The sequence below is a fragment of the Natronincola peptidivorans genome (assembly GCF_900111615.1).
Classification (GTDB): domain Bacteria; phylum Bacillota; class Clostridia; order Peptostreptococcales; family Natronincolaceae; genus Natronincola_A; species Natronincola_A peptidivorans.
In genome coordinates this window covers 128,990-146,902 of sequence record NZ_FOHU01000003.1, presented here as the reverse complement: position 1 = coordinate 146,902, position 17,913 = coordinate 128,990, and the positions used below count along the sequence as shown (strand labels likewise).

General features: G+C 37.2%; 14 protein-coding genes and 1 riboswitch. Of the genes, 9 read left to right on the top strand and 5 right to left on the bottom strand.

Going from position 1 to position 17,913, the window contains the following annotated elements; all coding sequences use genetic code 11:
- The first annotated feature begins 123 nt into the window (after nt 1-123).
- The 6 genes from BMX10_RS05105 (at nt 124) to BMX10_RS05080 (ending at nt 6,303) form a co-directional block, all read left to right on the top strand.
- Entirely contained in the window at nt 124-972 is an 849-nt protein-coding gene (locus tag BMX10_RS05105; RefSeq protein WP_090440364.1) for a MurR/RpiR family transcriptional regulator, read from the top strand.
- An 88-nt stretch (nt 973-1,060) separates the two neighbouring features.
- Entirely contained in the window at nt 1,061-2,206 is a 1,146-nt protein-coding gene (nagA, locus tag BMX10_RS05100; RefSeq protein ID WP_090440361.1) for an N-acetylglucosamine-6-phosphate deacetylase, read from the top strand.
- Nucleotides 2,207-2,527, top strand: a complete 321-nt coding sequence (locus BMX10_RS05095) for a PTS sugar transporter subunit IIA (RefSeq protein ID WP_090440359.1) — start codon at nt 2,207-2,209, stop codon at nt 2,525-2,527.
- 15 nt (nt 2,528-2,542) lie between these two features.
- On the top strand, nt 2,543-2,806 hold the full coding sequence (locus BMX10_RS05090) for an HPr family phosphocarrier protein (protein ID WP_090440355.1): 264 nt from the start codon (nt 2,543-2,545) through the stop codon (nt 2,804-2,806).
- Nucleotides 2,807-2,817: 11 nt separating this feature from the next.
- Nucleotides 2,818-4,533: a phosphoenolpyruvate--protein phosphotransferase gene (gene ptsP, locus BMX10_RS05085; protein WP_090440353.1), complete on the top strand. Its 1,716-nt coding sequence runs from the start codon at nt 2,818-2,820 to the stop codon at nt 4,531-4,533.
- 360 nt (nt 4,534-4,893) lie between these two features.
- The gene (locus BMX10_RS05080) at nt 4,894-6,303 is read left to right on the top strand and encodes an NAD(P)/FAD-dependent oxidoreductase (protein ID WP_090440841.1); all 1,410 of its coding nucleotides are present in this window, start codon (nt 4,894-4,896) and stop codon (nt 6,301-6,303) included.
- Between the two features lie 59 nt (nt 6,304-6,362).
- Here BMX10_RS05080 and BMX10_RS05075 read toward each other — a convergent pair whose 3' ends face one another.
- Both BMX10_RS05075 and BMX10_RS05070 read right to left on the bottom strand, forming a co-directional pair.
- A complete protein-coding gene (locus BMX10_RS05075) occupies nt 6,363-7,304 on the bottom strand; it encodes a CAP domain-containing protein (protein ID WP_090440350.1) in 942 nt (313 codons plus the stop codon).
- A 149-nt stretch (nt 7,305-7,453) separates the two neighbouring features.
- Nucleotides 7,454-8,479, bottom strand: a complete 1,026-nt coding sequence (locus BMX10_RS05070; protein ID WP_090440348.1) for a branched-chain amino acid aminotransferase — start codon at nt 8,477-8,479, stop codon at nt 7,454-7,456.
- Nucleotides 8,480-8,731: 252 nt separating this feature from the next.
- Here BMX10_RS05070 and BMX10_RS05065 point away from each other — a divergent pair, with 252 nt between their 5' ends.
- The gene (locus BMX10_RS05065) at nt 8,732-11,017 is read left to right on the top strand and encodes an ATP-dependent Clp protease ATP-binding subunit (protein WP_090440345.1); all 2,286 of its coding nucleotides are present in this window, start codon (nt 8,732-8,734) and stop codon (nt 11,015-11,017) included.
- Nucleotides 11,018-11,086: 69 nt separating this feature from the next.
- Here the strand turns inward: BMX10_RS05065 and BMX10_RS05060 are convergent, their stop codons facing one another.
- The 3 genes from BMX10_RS05060 to BMX10_RS05050 all read right to left on the bottom strand — a co-directional run bounded on the left by BMX10_RS05060 (nt 11,087) and on the right by BMX10_RS05050 (nt 14,797).
- Nucleotides 11,087-12,445, bottom strand: a complete 1,359-nt coding sequence (locus BMX10_RS05060; protein WP_090440342.1) for a PFL family protein — start codon at nt 12,443-12,445, stop codon at nt 11,087-11,089.
- 19 nt (nt 12,446-12,464) lie between these two features.
- Entirely contained in the window at nt 12,465-12,734 is a 270-nt protein-coding gene (locus BMX10_RS05055; RefSeq protein ID WP_090440339.1) for an ACT domain-containing protein, read from the bottom strand.
- A gap of 166 nt (nt 12,735-12,900) precedes the next feature.
- Nucleotides 12,901-12,990: riboswitch (glycine riboswitch) on the bottom strand.
- A gap of 268 nt (nt 12,991-13,258) precedes the next feature.
- Nucleotides 13,259-14,797, bottom strand: a complete 1,539-nt coding sequence (locus BMX10_RS05050) for an FAD-dependent oxidoreductase (RefSeq protein ID WP_090440336.1) — start codon at nt 14,795-14,797, stop codon at nt 13,259-13,261.
- 189 nt (nt 14,798-14,986) lie between these two features.
- Here BMX10_RS05050 and BMX10_RS05045 point away from each other — a divergent pair, with 189 nt between their 5' ends.
- Together BMX10_RS05045 and BMX10_RS05040 are read left to right on the top strand one after the other, a co-directional pair.
- Complete coding sequence (locus tag BMX10_RS05045; protein ID WP_090440333.1) at nt 14,987-16,639, top strand: glutamine--tRNA ligase/YqeY domain fusion protein; 1,653 nt, start codon at nt 14,987-14,989, stop codon at nt 16,637-16,639.
- A 173-nt stretch (nt 16,640-16,812) separates the two neighbouring features.
- On the top strand, nt 16,813-17,793 hold the full coding sequence (locus tag BMX10_RS05040; protein WP_090440331.1) for a hypothetical protein: 981 nt from the start codon (nt 16,813-16,815) through the stop codon (nt 17,791-17,793).
- Nucleotides 17,794-17,913: the final 120 nt, after the last annotated feature.

Sequence of the window (17,913 nt, the reverse complement as noted above, 5' to 3'; positions counted from 1 at the left end):
TACAAATCGCATGGATCCAGGAGAATGCATCTGAAGCTGCTTTATTGATTGATGAAATGAAACCAGGAGATGCTTTTAAATTACTAGTAGATGAATAAATCATCAAAATAGGAGGAGAGCTTTTTGAGCTGTATTTTAAAAATAAGAGAAGTCTACCAAGAACTTACACCAACAGAACAAAAAATAGCTAATTATGTAATAGAGCATGGAGACCAGGTATCTGTTTTGTCAGCTGCTGAACTAGGAGAATTAGTTAAAACAAGTCCCCCAAGCATTGTAAGATTTGCTAGAAAGCTAGGATATGCAGGTTTTCAAGAGATGAAGCTTGGTTTAGTAAAAGATGCTGCTTTGCAGCATAAACAACAGGATAAGATATATGAAGCTGTTAGTATCCATGATTCTACAAAAGAGATTATTTATAAAATTGGTAAGGAGAATATGAAGGCTATTGAAGAAACCATGAGTGTTGTAGATGAAACTGAGATGGCAAAAGCTATTGATGCTATGACAAAGGCAAACCATATAAATATTTATGGTGTAGCTGCTTCTGGATTAGTAGGACTGGATTTACAATATAAGCTAATGCGTATTAATAAAAAATCCAGTATGTATATGGATAGCCACACCCAATTGGCTTCAGCTATTCATATGGGCAAAGGAGATGTGGCGGTAGGTATATCCCATAGCGGTAGAACACTAGAGACCTATAAAGCTATAGAAACAGCAAAAAAGCGGGGGGCCACCATCATCTCCATTACCAAATACGGGAAAAATCCTATAAGTGACTTAGCGGATATTAATTTGTTTACCGCCAGTGTAGAAAAAAACCTGCGTACAGGAGCTATTGCCTCTAGAATTGCACAATTATCAATCGTAGATATTCTATTTGTAGGTATAGCCAGAAACAATTTCAACGAAGTATCTAAATATATACAAGCTACTAGAGAGATTGTAGAAGATTTCAAAGTGTGAAAGCAAACAAGGGATGATAACAACTGATGAGGATAGATATAGAAGATAGCTATGAAGCAATACAGTTTAGAGATAAAGGATGATAAAAATGAAGGCATTAATCAATGGAAAAATTCTACTAGAGGATGGTATATATGAAGATAAGGTGCTAATATTTGATGAGAAAATTAGAGGGATTGTGTGCAAAAAGGATTTTAAGGAGAGGAATATAGAAGAGATTATTGATACAGAAGGTAGATATATTTCCCCAGGCTTTATTGATATTCACATTCATGGTTCTGGTGGCAGCGATACGATGGATGGAACAATAGAAGCTTTAAAAGCCATCAGTAGCACCATTGTATCCTACGGAACTACGGGGTTTCTACCAACCACCATGACGATGGATATGCCTTCTATCTATGCTGCCTTAGATACAGTAAAAAAAGCACTGTCCATGGAATGGCAAGGAGCTAAGGTGCTGGGGGCCCATATGGAAGGCCCTTTTATTAATAGTAGGTTTAGAGGAGCTCAGAGAGCAGATTATATCATAACACCCGAATATGACTACATTAAAGATTATATAGATATTATTAAAATAATTACCATTGCACCAGAGATTCAAGGAAGTAGAGACTTTATAGCATCTGTGCAACAGGGATCTAATGCAACATTGGCTATTGGACATACTGCTGCCACCTATGAAGAAGCCATGGAGGCTATAGAAGCTGGAATGTCTCATTGTACCCATCTTTTTAATGCTATGACGCCTCTTCACCATAGAAATCCAGGGGTTGTGGGAGCAGCCTTTAATAGTGATATCACCTGTGAGCTTATTGCAGATAAAATACATGTCCATCCAGAAGTCTTCAAGCTGTTGTTAAAGATAAAAGGTGAGGAGAAATTGATATTAGTAACTGATGCTATGCGAGCTGGGTGTATGAAGGATGGAGCTTATGAACTGGGAGGTCAGCAGGTTCAAGTAAAAGAAGGAAAAGCGCAGCTGACAGATGGTAGTTTGGCTGGAAGTGCTCTAACCTTAAATCAATCAGTTAAGAATTTTATGCTGGCTACTAAATCACCTCTACACCAGGTAATAAAATTGGTTTCTCTAAATCCTGCAAGAGTAATTGGTATGGAAAGGCAAAAGGGTAGTATAGCTATAGGAAAAGATGCAGATATTATTGTATTTGATGATAACATTAAAATAAAAATGGCTTTTGTAGAAGGCTGTAACCAATTAGGAGGTGACTAAATGCTGGGATTATTTAAAAAGAACAAGGACAATTTGTTAATGATAAAGTATCCGATTAAAGGAGAAATGATAGATATTACAGATGTGCCAGACCCTGTGTTTTGTGAAAAAATTGTTGGAGATGGAGTCGCTTTTCAACCGTTAGAAGGGAGGGTAGTCTCCCCTGTAGAAGGAGAAGTTTTACAAATCATGGATACCAAACATGCAATTGGTTTAAAATCTACCATTACTCCTATGGTTATTACGAATATGGAAGAAATTAAATCAATAGAAAAATCAAATGGACAACAGGAAGAGTGGAGTATGAAGGTAGTAAAATAGAAAGGTAGAGATAAAATGTTAGAAAAGAAGATTATTATTCAAAATGAAACTGGAATTCATGCTAGACCTGCTAGTCTAGTTGTGAAGGAAGCACAAAAATATCAATCAGAAATTATTTTGCTAAAAGAAGGTAGTAAATACAACTGCAAAAGCATAATGAATATTATGAGCATGGGAGCTAAAAAAGGTGAGGAAATCCATTTAACGGTAAGTGGGGATGATGAAGAGGAAGCCTTTAGTGCTTTGGTAAACATGCTAGAGAATAGTTTAGATGCATAGGAGGTAATATTATGTTTCGAGGGATAGGCGCTTCCCCAGGAATAGCTATCGGAAAAGCTTTAGTTTATAAAAAAGAAGTACTTAATATAGAAAAAAGAAAGATTGAGAATGCTGAAAAAGAACAAGAAAGGTTTCAAAATGCGATTGAAAGTACGAAGCTTCAACTAGAAGAAATTAAGATTGAAACAGAGGAAAAACTAGGTCTCGATAAAGCTGCTATATTTGAAGCCCACATAATGGTTTTAGATGACCCAGGATTGGTGGAAGAAGTAAATAATAAAATTGAACAAGAAAAAATAAGTGCTGATTATGCAGTTAATGAAGTGATAAAAACCTTTATTGCTATTTTTGAAGGCATGGAGGATGAATACATGAGAGAAAGGGCAGCAGACATAAGGGATGTAGGCACTAGACTATTAAAGAATCTGTTAGGAATAGAAAGTATTAACCTAGCAACCCTCTCGGAAGAAGTAATTTTAGTTGCTCATGACCTAACTCCTTCTGATACAGCTATGATGAACAAGGAGAAGGTGCTAGGATTTATTACTGATATTGGAGGTAAAACGAGTCATACAGCTATAATGGCAAAGTCGCTGGAGGTGCCAGCCATTGTTGGGTTAAATAACATCACTAAAGAAGTAAAAAATGGCGATATCATTGTTTTTGATGGAGAAGCAGGAATAGGATATATTAATCCTGACGTGAAAAAGTCAGAGACCTTTCAAAAGAAACAAAGTAACTTTAAGGCCAGTAGAAGAGAACTCCTTATTCTTAAAGAGAAGCCCACTATCACAGAAGACGGTAGAAGGATAGAACTAGCTGCAAATATTGGAACCCCTAAGGATGTACAGGAAGTATTGAAAAAAGGTGCTGAAGGAATAGGTTTATATCGAACAGAGTTTCTATATATGGATAGAAATTCCTTGCCTTCAGAAGAGGAACAATTTCAAGCCTATAGGGAAGTTCTAGAAAAAATGCAAACCAAGCCAGTGATTATACGCACCCTTGATATCGGAGGCGATAAAGAACTACCCTATCTAAACCTGCCAAAGGAAATGAACCCATTCCTTGGATATCGTGCCATTAGAATATGCTTAGACCAGCCAGAAATATTTAAGATACAATTAAGAGCATTGCTTAGAGCAAGTGTCTATGGAAACCTAAAAATTATGTATCCTATGATATCTTCCGTAGAGGAGGTAAGGGGAGCAAAAGAAATTTTAGATAAGGTAAAGAAAGAACTAGATAGCGAAGGTATAGCCTACAAAACAACAATTCCAGTAGGTATTATGATGGAAATACCTGCTGCAGCTATCATAGGAGATTTACTGATAAAGGAAGTAGATTTTTTTAGCATTGGCACCAATGATCTTATACAATATACAATAGCAGTAGATCGTATGAACGAAAAAATTAGCAGCTTGTATAATCCCTTTCATCCCGCAATCCTAAGAAAAATTAAAATGATAATTGATCATGCTCATGAGGCTGGAAAATGGGTAGGGATGTGTGGAGAAATGGCAGGAGATCTCACAATTATCCCCATTCTTTTAGGGCTAGGCTTAGATGAATTTTCTATGAGTGCTAGCTCCATCCTACCTGCTAGAAGGCTTCTTGGAGAATTATCGTATAAAGAGATGAAAGAAGTAGCAGAAGAAGCATTAACCCTTTCGACAGCAGAAGAAATAAAGAACTATATCTATAGAAAAACATCTGGTAGACAATAAAGAAATAGAACTATAAGGCAAAGGAAAGAAGTGACTTAATAAAGAAAGGCATGGATCGAAGAGGAGAAAAGGGATAGAAAAAGGAGACTTAATTCAAAAAATGGGAAAACTCCTGTTGAATTAAGTCTCCTTATTAGTTGCAATTATTTAGGTGAAATTATTTTCTTCATTTAGAACAAACTATATAAAGAAATTTAAAAAGAAAACAACGATTTAACACAAAAACACTAGGCAAAAACCAAAAAAACTTGTACAATATTCATGAGAATAAAATTAAATATTCGATATAATGCGAACAATACAACCTTAAATAAAAATAAAGATGCGCAATTAGCAGATTATTAAGAGGAGTGAATGGCATTGAAATATGATGTAGTAATCGTAGGAGCAGGACCATCAGGAATCTTTACTGCCTTAGAGCTGGTAAAACAAAAAACTGATAAGAAAATCTTAATTATTGAAAAGGGAAAGCGTATAGATAAAAGACATTGTCCTAAGGAGCAAACAAGAAGTTGTGTTTATTGCAAGCCTTACTGTCATATTACTACTGGGTTTTCGGGTGCCGGTGCTTTTTCTGATGGAAAGCTATCCTTAAGCTATGAAGTAGGTGGAGATTTACCTGCCTTAATAGGCAGCAACAATGCCCAGGAATATATAGATTATACAGATAAAATCTATCTTGAATATGGCGCAGATGAAAAAATAGAAGGATTAGAAAACAATGATGAGATTAAAGAAATAAGAAGGAAGGCAATAGAAGCAGGTCTAAAGCTGGTAGATTGTCCCATAAGACACTTAGGAACAGAGAAAGCTCAAGAAATTTACCTTAAAATACAAAATAGCCTTTTAGATTCGGGAGTAGATATTACATTTGATACAATAGTAAAGGATATTGTTGTAGAAGAAGGCATGGCCAAGGCAGTGGTATTAGCCGATGCGAAAACAAAAAAAGAAGAAAAGGTATTAGAAGCAGAAACGGTAATTATTGCCACAGGTAGAAAGGGTGCTGACTGGCTTCAAGAAATGTGTTTAAAACATGGTATCGATCATGGAGCTGGAACAGTAGATATAGGTGTACGAGTAGAGGTTAGAAATGAAATTATGGAAAAAGTTAACAATGTTCTGTACGAATCAAAGCTGATAGGATATCCCACCCCTTACAAAAATAAAGTAAGAACCTTTTGTCAAAATCCTGGAGGTTTTGTTAGTCAGGAGAACTATGATAATGATTTAGCTATTGTTAATGGACATTCCTATAAGGATAAAAAGTCTCATAATACCAATCTAGCTATATTGAGCTCTCATAACTTTAGTCAACCCTTTAATCAACCAATAGAATATGGTAAAAAAGTAGGAGAGCTAGTAAACATGCTGGGCAATGGAAAAATACTGGTGCAACGATATGGCGATATCTTAGATGGAAAAAGAACTTGGCAGCATGAGCTTCAGCAATCAAATGTCAGTCCTACTTTGCCTGATGCTGTTGCTGGAGATTTAGGCTCCGCCATTCCCTATAGACCCTTAATCAACATCTTAAACTTTATTAAATCAATGGACATTGTTGTACCGGGCTTTGCCAGTAGAGAAACATTGTTGTATGGTCCTGAAATTAAGTTTTATAGTAATAGAATCAATCTAGATGAAAAGCTGAAAACCAATATCAAAGGATTATATTGCCTAGGAGACTCTAGTGGATGGACTAGAGGACTAATGATGGCATCCGTAATGGGTGTATTAATGGCACGTAACCTAGTAGAGGAAGAAAAGTAAAACAAGCACTTTCCAGTGAGCAAGCTATAACTTGGAAGGTGCTTGTTTGTTCTTATGATTTATCTAGGTTTACTAATAAACATCTGTGTAAAAAGCTGACCATATCGATTACTAGGCTTTACTCCAATGCCTATATGAGTAAAATCTGGACTAAGAATATTTTTTCTATGACCACTGGAGTTCATCAGTGCGACATGAGCATCCTCTACAGAAGGATTTCCAGCAAGATTTTCACCGGCGTGAAGATAGTTTATGCCAAAGTTATCCAACATTTCAAAAGGACTTCCATAGGTTGGAGAATAATGACTAAAATAATTATGATCCGCCATATCCTGAGATTTTATTCTAGCAACTCTTGTTAACTCTAAATCTACTTCCAGCGTTGGCAGGTTATTTCTTTGTCTTTCTTCATTTACTAGATTGATCATTTGTTCCTCAACAGCAGTTAGGCCTTCTACACCTGTGGTTCTAGGCGTTTCAGCGATGGTCTCTGGCTGTTGTCTTTCTTCGGCAGCTTCTGGAACAGGAGCTTCTCTCTCAGGTACAGGAGGCTGATCCTCTGGCTGAGGCTCAGGAGTCCGCTCCCTAACTTCTGGAACAGGAGGTTGATCTCCAGCCTGTGGCTGTGGTAATCCCTCTGCGGTTTGAGGCTGTCTACCGGGGTCTATGGGTTGTGAGGAGTCATTAGTACCATCTCTCACGATAGGGGTGGCATCATTAACATCAATACTACCTATTTGATTGTTGTCCAGCTGAACTACAAATCTATCATCTACCTGTCTTAACACCTTGATGATGGCATCCTTATTGAGGACAGCCAAGGTGTCAAAATCATAGCCCAATCCGTCTTTAACCTCTACCTCATCAGCAGTAATCCTACAATACTCTATATCTGCCATTCCAGAGAGGGCGGATTGGTTAGTTTCAGTACCTGTCATGGGACCTCTACAAGAAGCTAAAAAGAAACAAAAAAACAATAAAAGAGCAATCTTTTTTCTCATATGCAACCTCCGTTAATTAAATATTTGCAATATAGATTTAAGTATAGTATTCGTAAATTTCTCATAAATATATAAGCTTTTTTTCTAGCAAAATACTTCAAAAAATACAAAAGCCTGCCATATTGGCAAGCTTTTAAAAATTATTAAATTTATTTAACCTTTACAATCCATCCTTCTGGCTCTTCTACATCACCAAATTGGATGCCATAAAGGGTATTATAAAGTTTTTTAGTAACAGGACCAACCTCTGTTTCGCTATAAAATACATGGAAGTTGTCCTTGTGTTGGATACCACCAATAGGGGTAATAACAGCAGCGGTTCCACATGCACCTGCTTCTTTAAACTCATCTAATCTATCTACCAAGACATCTCTTTCTTCCACCTTCATACCTAGATACTCTTTTGCTAGATACATTAAAGAATACTTCGTTATACTTGGAAGGATGGAAGGGGATACTGGGGTTACAAATGTATCATCCTTTGTAATGCCAAAGAAATTGGCGGCTCCAACCTCTTCAATCTTAGTATGGGTCAATGGATCTAGGTAGATGCAGTCTGCAAAACCTTTTTCAACAGCTAATGCATGAGGGTATAAACTACCAGCGTAGTTTCCACCAACCTTAGCTGCTCCAGTACCATAGGGTGCCGCTCTATCATATTCAGAAATAATAAAGTTCACAGGGGTCATACCACCTTTGAAGTAAGGACCTACCGGTAAACAGAAGACACAAAAAAGATATTCTGGTGCAGGCTTTACACCAATATTATCGCCAATACCTATCATAAAAGGTCTTAGATATAGAGTTGCACCTGTGCCATAGGGTGGCACATAAGCTTCATTAGCTTTAACAACCTGTATACAGGCATCAATAAATTTTTCCTCAGGTATGCCAGGCATCATAATACGTTTACAGCTATCATTCATACGCTTAGCATTTTGATCTGGTCTAAAAAGCTGTATAGAACCATCCTTTGTACGATAAGCCTTTAATCCTTCAAAGCACTGTTGTCCATAATGAAGGGCGGTGGAAGCTTCACTTATACTTATCTGGTTATCCTCCACTAATTTTCCGTCATCCCATTGGCCATCTTTCCATTTGGAGATGTAGCGAAAATCCGTCTTCATGTAGCTAAAACCTAGTTTACTCCAATCAATATTCACATTTTTACTCATGAAATCCCTCCATTTTTAATATTTTTGATTGTTCTTGACTTCTATGTAGTATATATATAATTATAGCATATTACTACTATCATAAATAATACTAATAAAAATCTTTATGGGACAGAAAAAATTTCCACTTTTATCATTCTGTGTAGATTATTAATAATCAAAAAAATGTTATAATAAGATAGTAATGCCAAAAACAGAAAAAATATTTATAAATGCGTTAATCTATTATATAAAAATATGGAGTTGAGTCATATGAAGAAATGTTCTATGTGCAATAAAAATATAGCTGTGGTATTTGCAACAAAGTTTGAAAACGGCAAGTCGGAGATGAAGGGTATTTGTATACCCTGTGCTAAAAAAATGGGTTTACCTGTGATTGATCAGCTTATGCAGCAAACCGGCATGACTGAAGAAGAAATTGAAAATCTATCAGAAGAAATGAATGATAGTGATCAGCTTGTGGATGAAGAGATAAATTTCGATGGCTTAGAGGAGCAAGAAGCCTTAATGAATTTATTTAATAAAAAGGATGCGTCTTTTAAGGAGCAGGAGCAAAAAAAACTCTTTCAAGAAGATGAGAAGCATACCAGTGATCTAAAAGAAGATACAAATAGCAAAAAGAAAAAATCTAAGAAAAAGAAAAAGCATTTAGATACCTATGGAACAAACCTCACAGAAAAAGCCCTAGATAACCAAGTGGATAAAATCATTGGAAGAAATAAAGAAATAGACAGAGTGGTACAAATCTTAAATAGACGAACAAAGAATAATCCGATGCTGATAGGTGAGCCAGGGGTAGGAAAAACTGCTATTGCTGAAGGACTAGCAGTAAGGATAGCAGAAAAACAGGTGCCTGCTAAGCTTTTCAAAACAGAGGTTTATCTATTGGATTTAACTGCTATTGTAGCAGGAACTCAATTCAGAGGACAGTTTGAAGGGCGAATGAAGGCCATTATCAAAGAGGCACAGGATTATGGAGATATCATACTGGTGATTGATGAGGTTCACAACATTATGGGAGCAGGAGAGGTACATGGCGGTGTTATGAATGCTGCAAATATTTTGAAACCAGCTTTAGCTAAAGGAGAAATACAAATTATTGGCGCCACTACCCTAGAAGAATACAGAAAGCATATTGAGAAGGATGCAGCTTTAGAAAGAAGATTTCAACCAGTTTTAGTAGATGAACCAACCATAGAAGAGACAATAGAAATATTGAAGGGTATTAAAGGATATTATGAAGAATACCACAAGGTGAAAATATCTGACACGGTGATAGCTGCAGCAGCAAAGCTGTCAGAAAGATATATTACCGACAGATATTTACCGGATAAAGCCATTGATGTCATTGATGAAGCTGGCTCTAGAGCCAACTTAAAAAATCAAGGGTTGATTGAATTAGAAGACTTAAGAGAAAAACTCATCTTTGTTCAACAAATGAGAGAAAGCTCTGCTGAAGCCAATGATTTTGAAAAGGCTGCTGAATACAAGGTAAAAGAATGTGTCCTTACCGATAAAATAAAGGAGATGCAAGAAAAATGCAGTGACGTAGAAATCCAAGAGGAGGATATCGCTGCTGTTATAGAGGCATGGACCAAAATCCCTGTACAAAAGATTACAGAAAAAGAAGCTAATAAGCTTTTAAACCTAGAAGAGAATTTACATCATAGAATCATAGGACAAAATGAAGCTGTAAAAAGTCTCTCAAGAACTATTCGACGAAACCGTTCAGGCTTTAAGAAAAAGAAAAAGCCGGCCTCCTTTATCTTTGTAGGACCAACTGGGGTAGGGAAGACGGAGTTAGTAAGGGTTTTGACTACAGAGCTTTTCGGGAGCGAAGAAGCGATGATCAGAGTAGATATGTCAGAATACATGGAAAAACACACAGTTTCAAAGTTGATAGGTGCACCTCCAGGATATGTAGGCTATGATCAGGGAGGCCAGCTCACAGAAAAGGTTAGAAGAAAACCATACTCTGTTATTTTATTAGATGAGATGGAAAAAGCCCATCCCGATGTTTTTAATCTACTTCTACAAATTCTGGAGGATGGAAGACTTACCGATAATCAGGGAAGAACTGTTTACTTCGAAAACACAGTGATTATTATGACCTCCAATGCTGGTACCCACTTAAAGTCAAGTGGCATCGGATTTGGTAAGGATAGATATGAAGCTATGGAAGTCCGGATGAAGGAGGTTTTACAAGAAACCTTCAGACCTGAATTTTTAAATAGAATCGACGAAATTATAGTATTCCAACAGCTGACCAAGGAAGAACTGTACAAAATTATTGATATTATGCTGCAGGAGGTACAGGAGGAGGTCAGGGAAAAGGGAATGGATTTGGAGGTTAGCCAAGAGGTAAAGGAATTTATTCTTGAAAAAGGATACGATGAAAAATATGGAGCAAGACCCCTCAGAAGAACCATTCAGAAATATATAGAGGACGAAATTGCAGAGGATTATCTGCAAAACAAATTTACTGAAGGGGACACTATCAAGCTTCAGCTAGAAGGGGATAAGATTATATTACAATAAAATCAAGGAAACGGAAAAAGCTGAGGGATTCTATAGCAACCTCTCAGCTTTTTAATGTGTGCTTCTTTATTAATTTTTAAAACTATGAACAGGGGCAGGAATTCTACCACCTCTTTTTATAAAGTCCTCACTGGAAAACTTACTGACTGCCATGATAGGCGCTGTACCTAATAAGCCGCCGAACTCTGCTTCATCCCCTAAGGTTTTACCATGAACAGGTATGATCCTAACACCAGTTGTTTTATTATTGATTACACCTATAGCAGCTTCATCTGCTATGATGGCGGCTATGGTGGAAGCAGGAGTATCTCCAGGAACCGCCACCATATCAAGTCCTACAGAGCAAACACAGGTCATAGCCTCAAGCTTTTCGAGATTTAAGGAGCCAGCTTTAACTGCTGCAATCATTCCTTCATCCTCACTGACAGGAATAAAAGCACCACTGAGACCTCCTACATGGGAGGAAGCCATAATACCCCCCTTTTTCACAGCGTCATTTAATAGAGCTAAAGCAGCTGTTGTGCCATGACAGCCGCAGCTTTCCAAACCCATTTCCTCCAGAATCCTTGCCACACTGTCACCTATAGCCGGTGTGGGAGCAAGGGATAAATCAACAATACCAAAGGGTACACCCAAGCGGGCAGAGGCTTCATGGGCCACCAGCTGTCCAGCCCTGGTGATTTTAAAGGCAGTTTTCTTAATGGTTTCTGCCATCACATCAAAGCTTTCTCCTTTAACATTTTCAAGGGCACACTTCACTACACCAGGACCACTTATGCCTACATTGATAATACTCTCTGCCTCTCCCACCCCGTGGAAGGCACCAGCCATAAAGGGATTATCCTCTACTGCATTGGCAAATACCACTAGCTTCGCACAGCCAATGCTATCTCTCTCCTTAGTAAGGAAAGCAGTATTTTTTATAATTCTCCCCATGTCTTGGACTGCATCCATATTAATACCGGACTTTGTACAGCCTACATTGATGGAGGAACAGACCTTCTCCGTCAATGCTAATGCCTCCGGTATAGAGTCAAGAAGAATTCTGTCTCCTTTGGAATATCCCTTCTGAACTAAAGCAGAGAATCCACCGATAAAATTCACTCCCACTGCTGAAGCAGCTTCATCTAATGTTTTAGCAAAGGCCACATAGCTTGTATCTTCACTGGCCTGAGCTATTAATGCCATAGGAGTAACAGAGATTCTCTTATTAATAATAGGTATCCCATACTCTGTCTCAATTTCTTCTCCTACCCGGACTAATTTTTCTGCCTGTTTGGTAATTTTATCATAAATTTTTCTTCGGGCTGCTTTTCCAGAAGCATCACAGCAATCTAAAAGTGATATTCCCATAGTAATGGTACGAATATCCAACTTTTCCTTTTCAATCATTTTAATGGTTTCCATGATATTTTGGAAGTTAATCATTCTACTCATCTCCTAACTATTAAATGCTATGCATTGTACTGAACAAATCCTCATGCTGAATTTTAATGGAAACCCCGATTTCCTCACCAGCAGTGGCAAGCTCCTCCTTCAATTGTTTAAAATCAATAGACATTTTTTCTAGGTCTACCAGCATAACCATGGCAAAGTACTCTTGAAGCAAGGTCTGATTAATATCTAAAACATTAACACTATGTTTTTTTAAAACAGTAGTAACACCATGGATAATGCCAATCTTGTCATCTCCTATTACACTAATAAATGCTTTCATCCCATACATCTCCTTTACTAAAATGATTATAAGGACATATTTCTCAAAAAAGCAAAAAGACTAAATAATAGAATCTAGTCTCTGGAAATGAAGGTTTTACAATATAAGAAAACGCTATGCTATTTTCTATACAAAAATAGATAAAATCATAGCTTTAGCTCTATATAGTAAATCCCCTGTCCTTTTACCTGAGAGTTTCACCTGAAAACAGGCTTTCCCCTTCGGTGCTCCTTTGAGTCTCTCCAGAGGCTCCTCCAATAACGGTCTACCATAGGTATTCCACTACCTTCCTCGGATTTTTATGTATTTGTCCCTAATGAATAATCCTTATTTTAACATGTTTTCTTTAGAAAAAGCAATGAAAAATTTAGAAATATTCCAATCTTTACAAAAAACCAAGGATAATTATAATAAAATCAATAAAATCAATAAAATCATGATGCTAGGGGGCCTCAAGGCTGAGAAGGAAAACCCTTGAGGTAGTTTCAGTGAATGAACTGAATCATCACAAGGGTTTTGCTAAATTAGTTAAGTTTCGTTAATGGTTCTAAAGCAGGCCCTTCAATCACGTCTCCCTCAGGGGAAAATCTAGAACCATGGCAGGGACAGTCCCAGGTGGTTTCTGCATCATTCCATTGCAGCTCACAATACATATGAGTACAGGTGGTGTCTACTAGATGGAGTTTACCGTTTTTATCTCGATATGCACCAATCCTTTTCCCATCAACCTCCATTACTTTCCCCTCATTAGGTTGAATCTTTTTTTCTATCTCGGGAGTAGAAGACATCAGCTTACCTGAAACAAAGTTAATAGCTACATCTACATTCTCTTTCACAAAGCTGGCTGCTGCCGTAATGGAGGGGGTAATCCTGGAAGGCTGATACACAGGTGCCCATGGATTCTCTCCCTTGACAATCAAATCCTTAAGTATCATAGCGGAGGCAGTACTATTGGTCATGCCCCATTTATGAAAGGCTGTGGCTACAAAAATGTTTGGTGTGGCAGGGGCTAGCTGGCCAATATAAGGAACCCCATCAGGGGTATGACCATCCTGAGTCGACCACCGATAGAAAATCCTCTCTACCTGGAAGGTCTCATGAGCAAAATCCATTAGGTTTTTGTAATGGGTAGTGGTACTCTTACCATGCGCTGTTTTGTGATGCTCACCACCTACCAGGATAAGTTCTCTATTTTCAAAGCTTTGGCAACGAAGGGAGCGAGCGGGCTCCTCTGCATTGATATACATACCAAGAGGAAACTTTTCTTTAATGATGATGCCTAAAACATAGGATCTTTTAGGGTAAATCCTAGAAAAATATAATCCAGGTTTATCATAGAAAGGATAATGAGATGCTATAATAACATAGGATGAAGTTACTTTATTGCCACCAGCAGTAATAACTGTTGGAGCAGCTCCCTCCTGTATATCCACAGCCTTTGTCTTTTCAAAAATAGCACAGCCATCGCCATGTATTTTTTTAGCTAGAGAAAGCAGGTATTTTCTAGGATGAAATTGAGCCTGTCCATCAAAACGCATAGCGGCTTTAACGGAAAAAGGTAGGGGAATATCTTCTAAATAACTAGCCATTATTCCAAGAGCAGAAGCAGTTTTCGTTTCATCAATAATTTTTTGGACATAGGCATCTGATTGGGTATAGACATAAGCTGGCTGCCAAGAAAAATCACAATCAATATCATTTTCTTCAATTAGCTCCGATATCATCTGTATGGCTGATTCATTTGCCTCGGCATATTGTTTTGCTTTTTCCTCCCCCATTTGCCCTTTGATTTTGTCATAGATAAGACCATGCTGAGAGGTGATTTTAGCGGTGGTGTGGCCTGTAGTACCTTGTAAAATTGCATCAGATTCTAAAACAGCAACCTTTAAGCCCTCTTTCTTAAGCAATAGAGCAGTTGTAATACCCACCATGCCGCCTCCTACTAGGGCTACATCTACATGAATATCCTCCCTGAGGGCAGGAAAATTATAGTTTTCTGTAGAAGCAAGCCAAAAAGATTGGGGCATTACACCTAAAACTTCTTCGTAATTATTGTCCTTCATTATTTAACCTCCTCAATGAATAACTAAAACACTACCTATATTTTGCTTATTTCTTTTGATAAAATACCTTTACAGTAGTATCCTAAAGAAATTTACCATCAACACATAGAAAAAAAATGGATTTTATGATATATTTATTTCAATATAGTGGATAATACATAACAAAACAGAATAGGAAAGGAGAAGAGAATGGAAAACAAGACTACTACTTCAAATTTTATTAAAAACATTGTTATTCAAGATTTAGCTGAAGGAAAGCATAAAGAAATCATTACCCGTTTTCCACCGGAGCCAAATGGATATTTACATATAGGGCATGCGAAGTCCATCGTATTGAACTTTGAACTGGCGGAGCAGTTCAATGGAAAAACCAATCTACGATTTGATGATACAAACCCTACAAAAGAGGATACAGAATATGTTAAGTCTATAAAAGAAGATGTTCAATGGTTAGGCTTTGAATGGGATAATCTTTATTTTGCTTCCGACTATTTTGAAGAAATGTACAATTTTGCCATACGGTTGATTAAAAAGGGAAAAGCGTTTGTATGCGATTTGTCGGCAGAAGAGATAAAGGAATACCGTGGAACATTAAAGGAGCCAGGGAAAGAAAGTCCTTATAGAAATAGAAGTGTAGAAGAGAACCTACAATTATTTCAAGCCATGAGGGAAGGCAAGTTTAAAGATGGTGAAAAGGTACTCAGAGCCAGAATTGATATGACCTCGCCAAATCTAAATATGAGGGACCCTGTGCTCTATAGAATTGTTCATGCCAGTCATCACAATACAGGGGACAAATGGTGCATTTATCCTATGTATGATTATGCCCACCCTTTAGAGGATGCCATAGAAGGTGTGACTCATTCTATTTGCACCATGGAGTTTGAAGACCACAGACCATTATATGACTGGGTGATTCAAGAGTGTGAAACAGAAAGTCAACCGAAACAAATCGAGTTTGCTAGATTAAATCTAACCAATACCGTAATGAGTAAAAGAAAGCTAAAGCAGCTGGTGGATGAAAAGATTGTAGATGGATGGGACGACCCTCGAATCCCCACCATTGCTGGTTTAAGGAGAAGAGGCTATACACCTGAGGCCATCAGAAACTTCTGTAGAGAAATCGGTGTTGCTAAAAGTCATAGTGTTGTAGATGAACAAATGCTGGAGCATTTTATTCGAGAGGATTTGAATGCAAAAGCCCCTAGAACTATGGCTGTATTAAATCCCCTTAAGGTAGTGATAACCAACTATCCAGAAAACCAGATAGAGATGCTGGAAGCAGAAAACAATCCTGATGATGAAAAAATGGGCACCCGTCAAATTCCTTTCTCTAAAGAAATATACATAGAGCAGGAGGATTTCATGGAAAATCCACCGAAAAAGTATTTTAGATTGTTTCCAGGAAATGAAGTAAGATTAAAGCATGCATATTTTATTAAGTGTAATGAAGTGATTAAAGATGATCATGGTGATATAATTGAACTGCGCTGTACCTATGACCCTGAAACAAAAAGTGGCACGGGCTTTACCGGCAGAAAGGTAAAAGGCACTCTCCACTGGGTAGATGCAACACAGGCATTACCTGCAACCTTTAGACTATTTGAACCGTTGATCTTAGATGAGAAACAGGAAGAAGGCGAAAGCTTTTTAGATCAAATCAACCCAAACTCCCTGCAGATATTACAGGGTTTTGTGGAGCCAGATATGAAGGATGCAGAGCCACAGGATAAGTTCCAATTATTTAGACATGGCTATTTTAATGTAGATCCTAAGTATACAACAAAAGAACAACTAGTATTTAATAGAATTGTGTCCTTGAAAAGCTCCTTTAAAATCTAAACCTAATAAAAGAGCATCCTTTTGAAAAATTTCAAAGGAGGCTCTTTTATTTTGAAAACCTTCATAGGTGTATTAGCAAATATTTCTTCTATCAAAGGATTTTAATATTTACTATAATAGTGCTTATAGTGAATCAAAATAAGGGTTTCCATCAATGAGAGGAAGATTAGAGAATGCAGGATAGAAGAAAAAGAGTTTATATAAAAATCACCATCCTTATACTTAGCAGTATTTTAGTGACTACACATATCATAAAAACTACAGCAGCCATGGAGTTAAGCATGAAGGATGATACATATTTCTTACCTGTTAACCAGGCCCACTACGTACTACAGCCCTCTATCCTTGAAACAATAAAAAGAGAAATAATAGAGGATCAAGAAAAAAATGATGCAAAAGAAACTATTTTAGAGGAAATAGAGAAACCTTCAGTAGAAAGTGAGGAGAAGGAGAAAAATCAAATCAATGAGAAACCAATAGTACAACCAGACAATAGCTTGAGAGGCTATCTTAATGATTATGTATTAGAAGTTATAAAAACATATAACTACAGGGAAAGAAGCTACCCCTATTTACTGAACAAGGATTATGACAATTATAATGGTGTTACTGCAACGCTGCATTACAAAAACCAAGTGCTATTAAAGGCTCATCCCAGTGGCAGCAGAGCAAGTCATTGCTCTGGCATTACCTTTGAAGTCTTTTTTAAAGCAATGCAAGAAAGGAATCAACAATTAGGGATTTCTGTGGATGATTTTAATGGTATGACATGGGATGAATTATATGATTTTGTTCTAACCTGGTATGCTGCATTAGGTCCCAAAACTCAAAGCAACATTGCTATCGCTGTAGAAAAGTATGGTATAGGACAGCAGATTAAAAGATTGGAGGATGCAAAACCAGGAGATTTTATTGACATAAGCAGAGAAAACAATACAGGACATACTGCTGTTTTTCTTGGCTGGATAAAGGAAGAAAATCGTATTATAGGTTTTGAATACTGGTCCAGTCAGGATTCAACAAATGGGATCAGCTATCATAAGGAATATTTTAATGTCACTGGTGCCCATGGAAGAAAATATGGAAATGTTCGAATAGATAAGGTATATATTGCAAGAATTCTTCCAGTTTCTCAATATAGAGCCTTTAAATAAGATGTTTTTGCAGGATGACAACTCTATAATAACCTCAGCGTCTAGTAAAACTAGGCGCTTTTAATATATATGGAATTTTTACCAAATCTTTGAAAGTAGTAAGATATTTCAAAATAATGA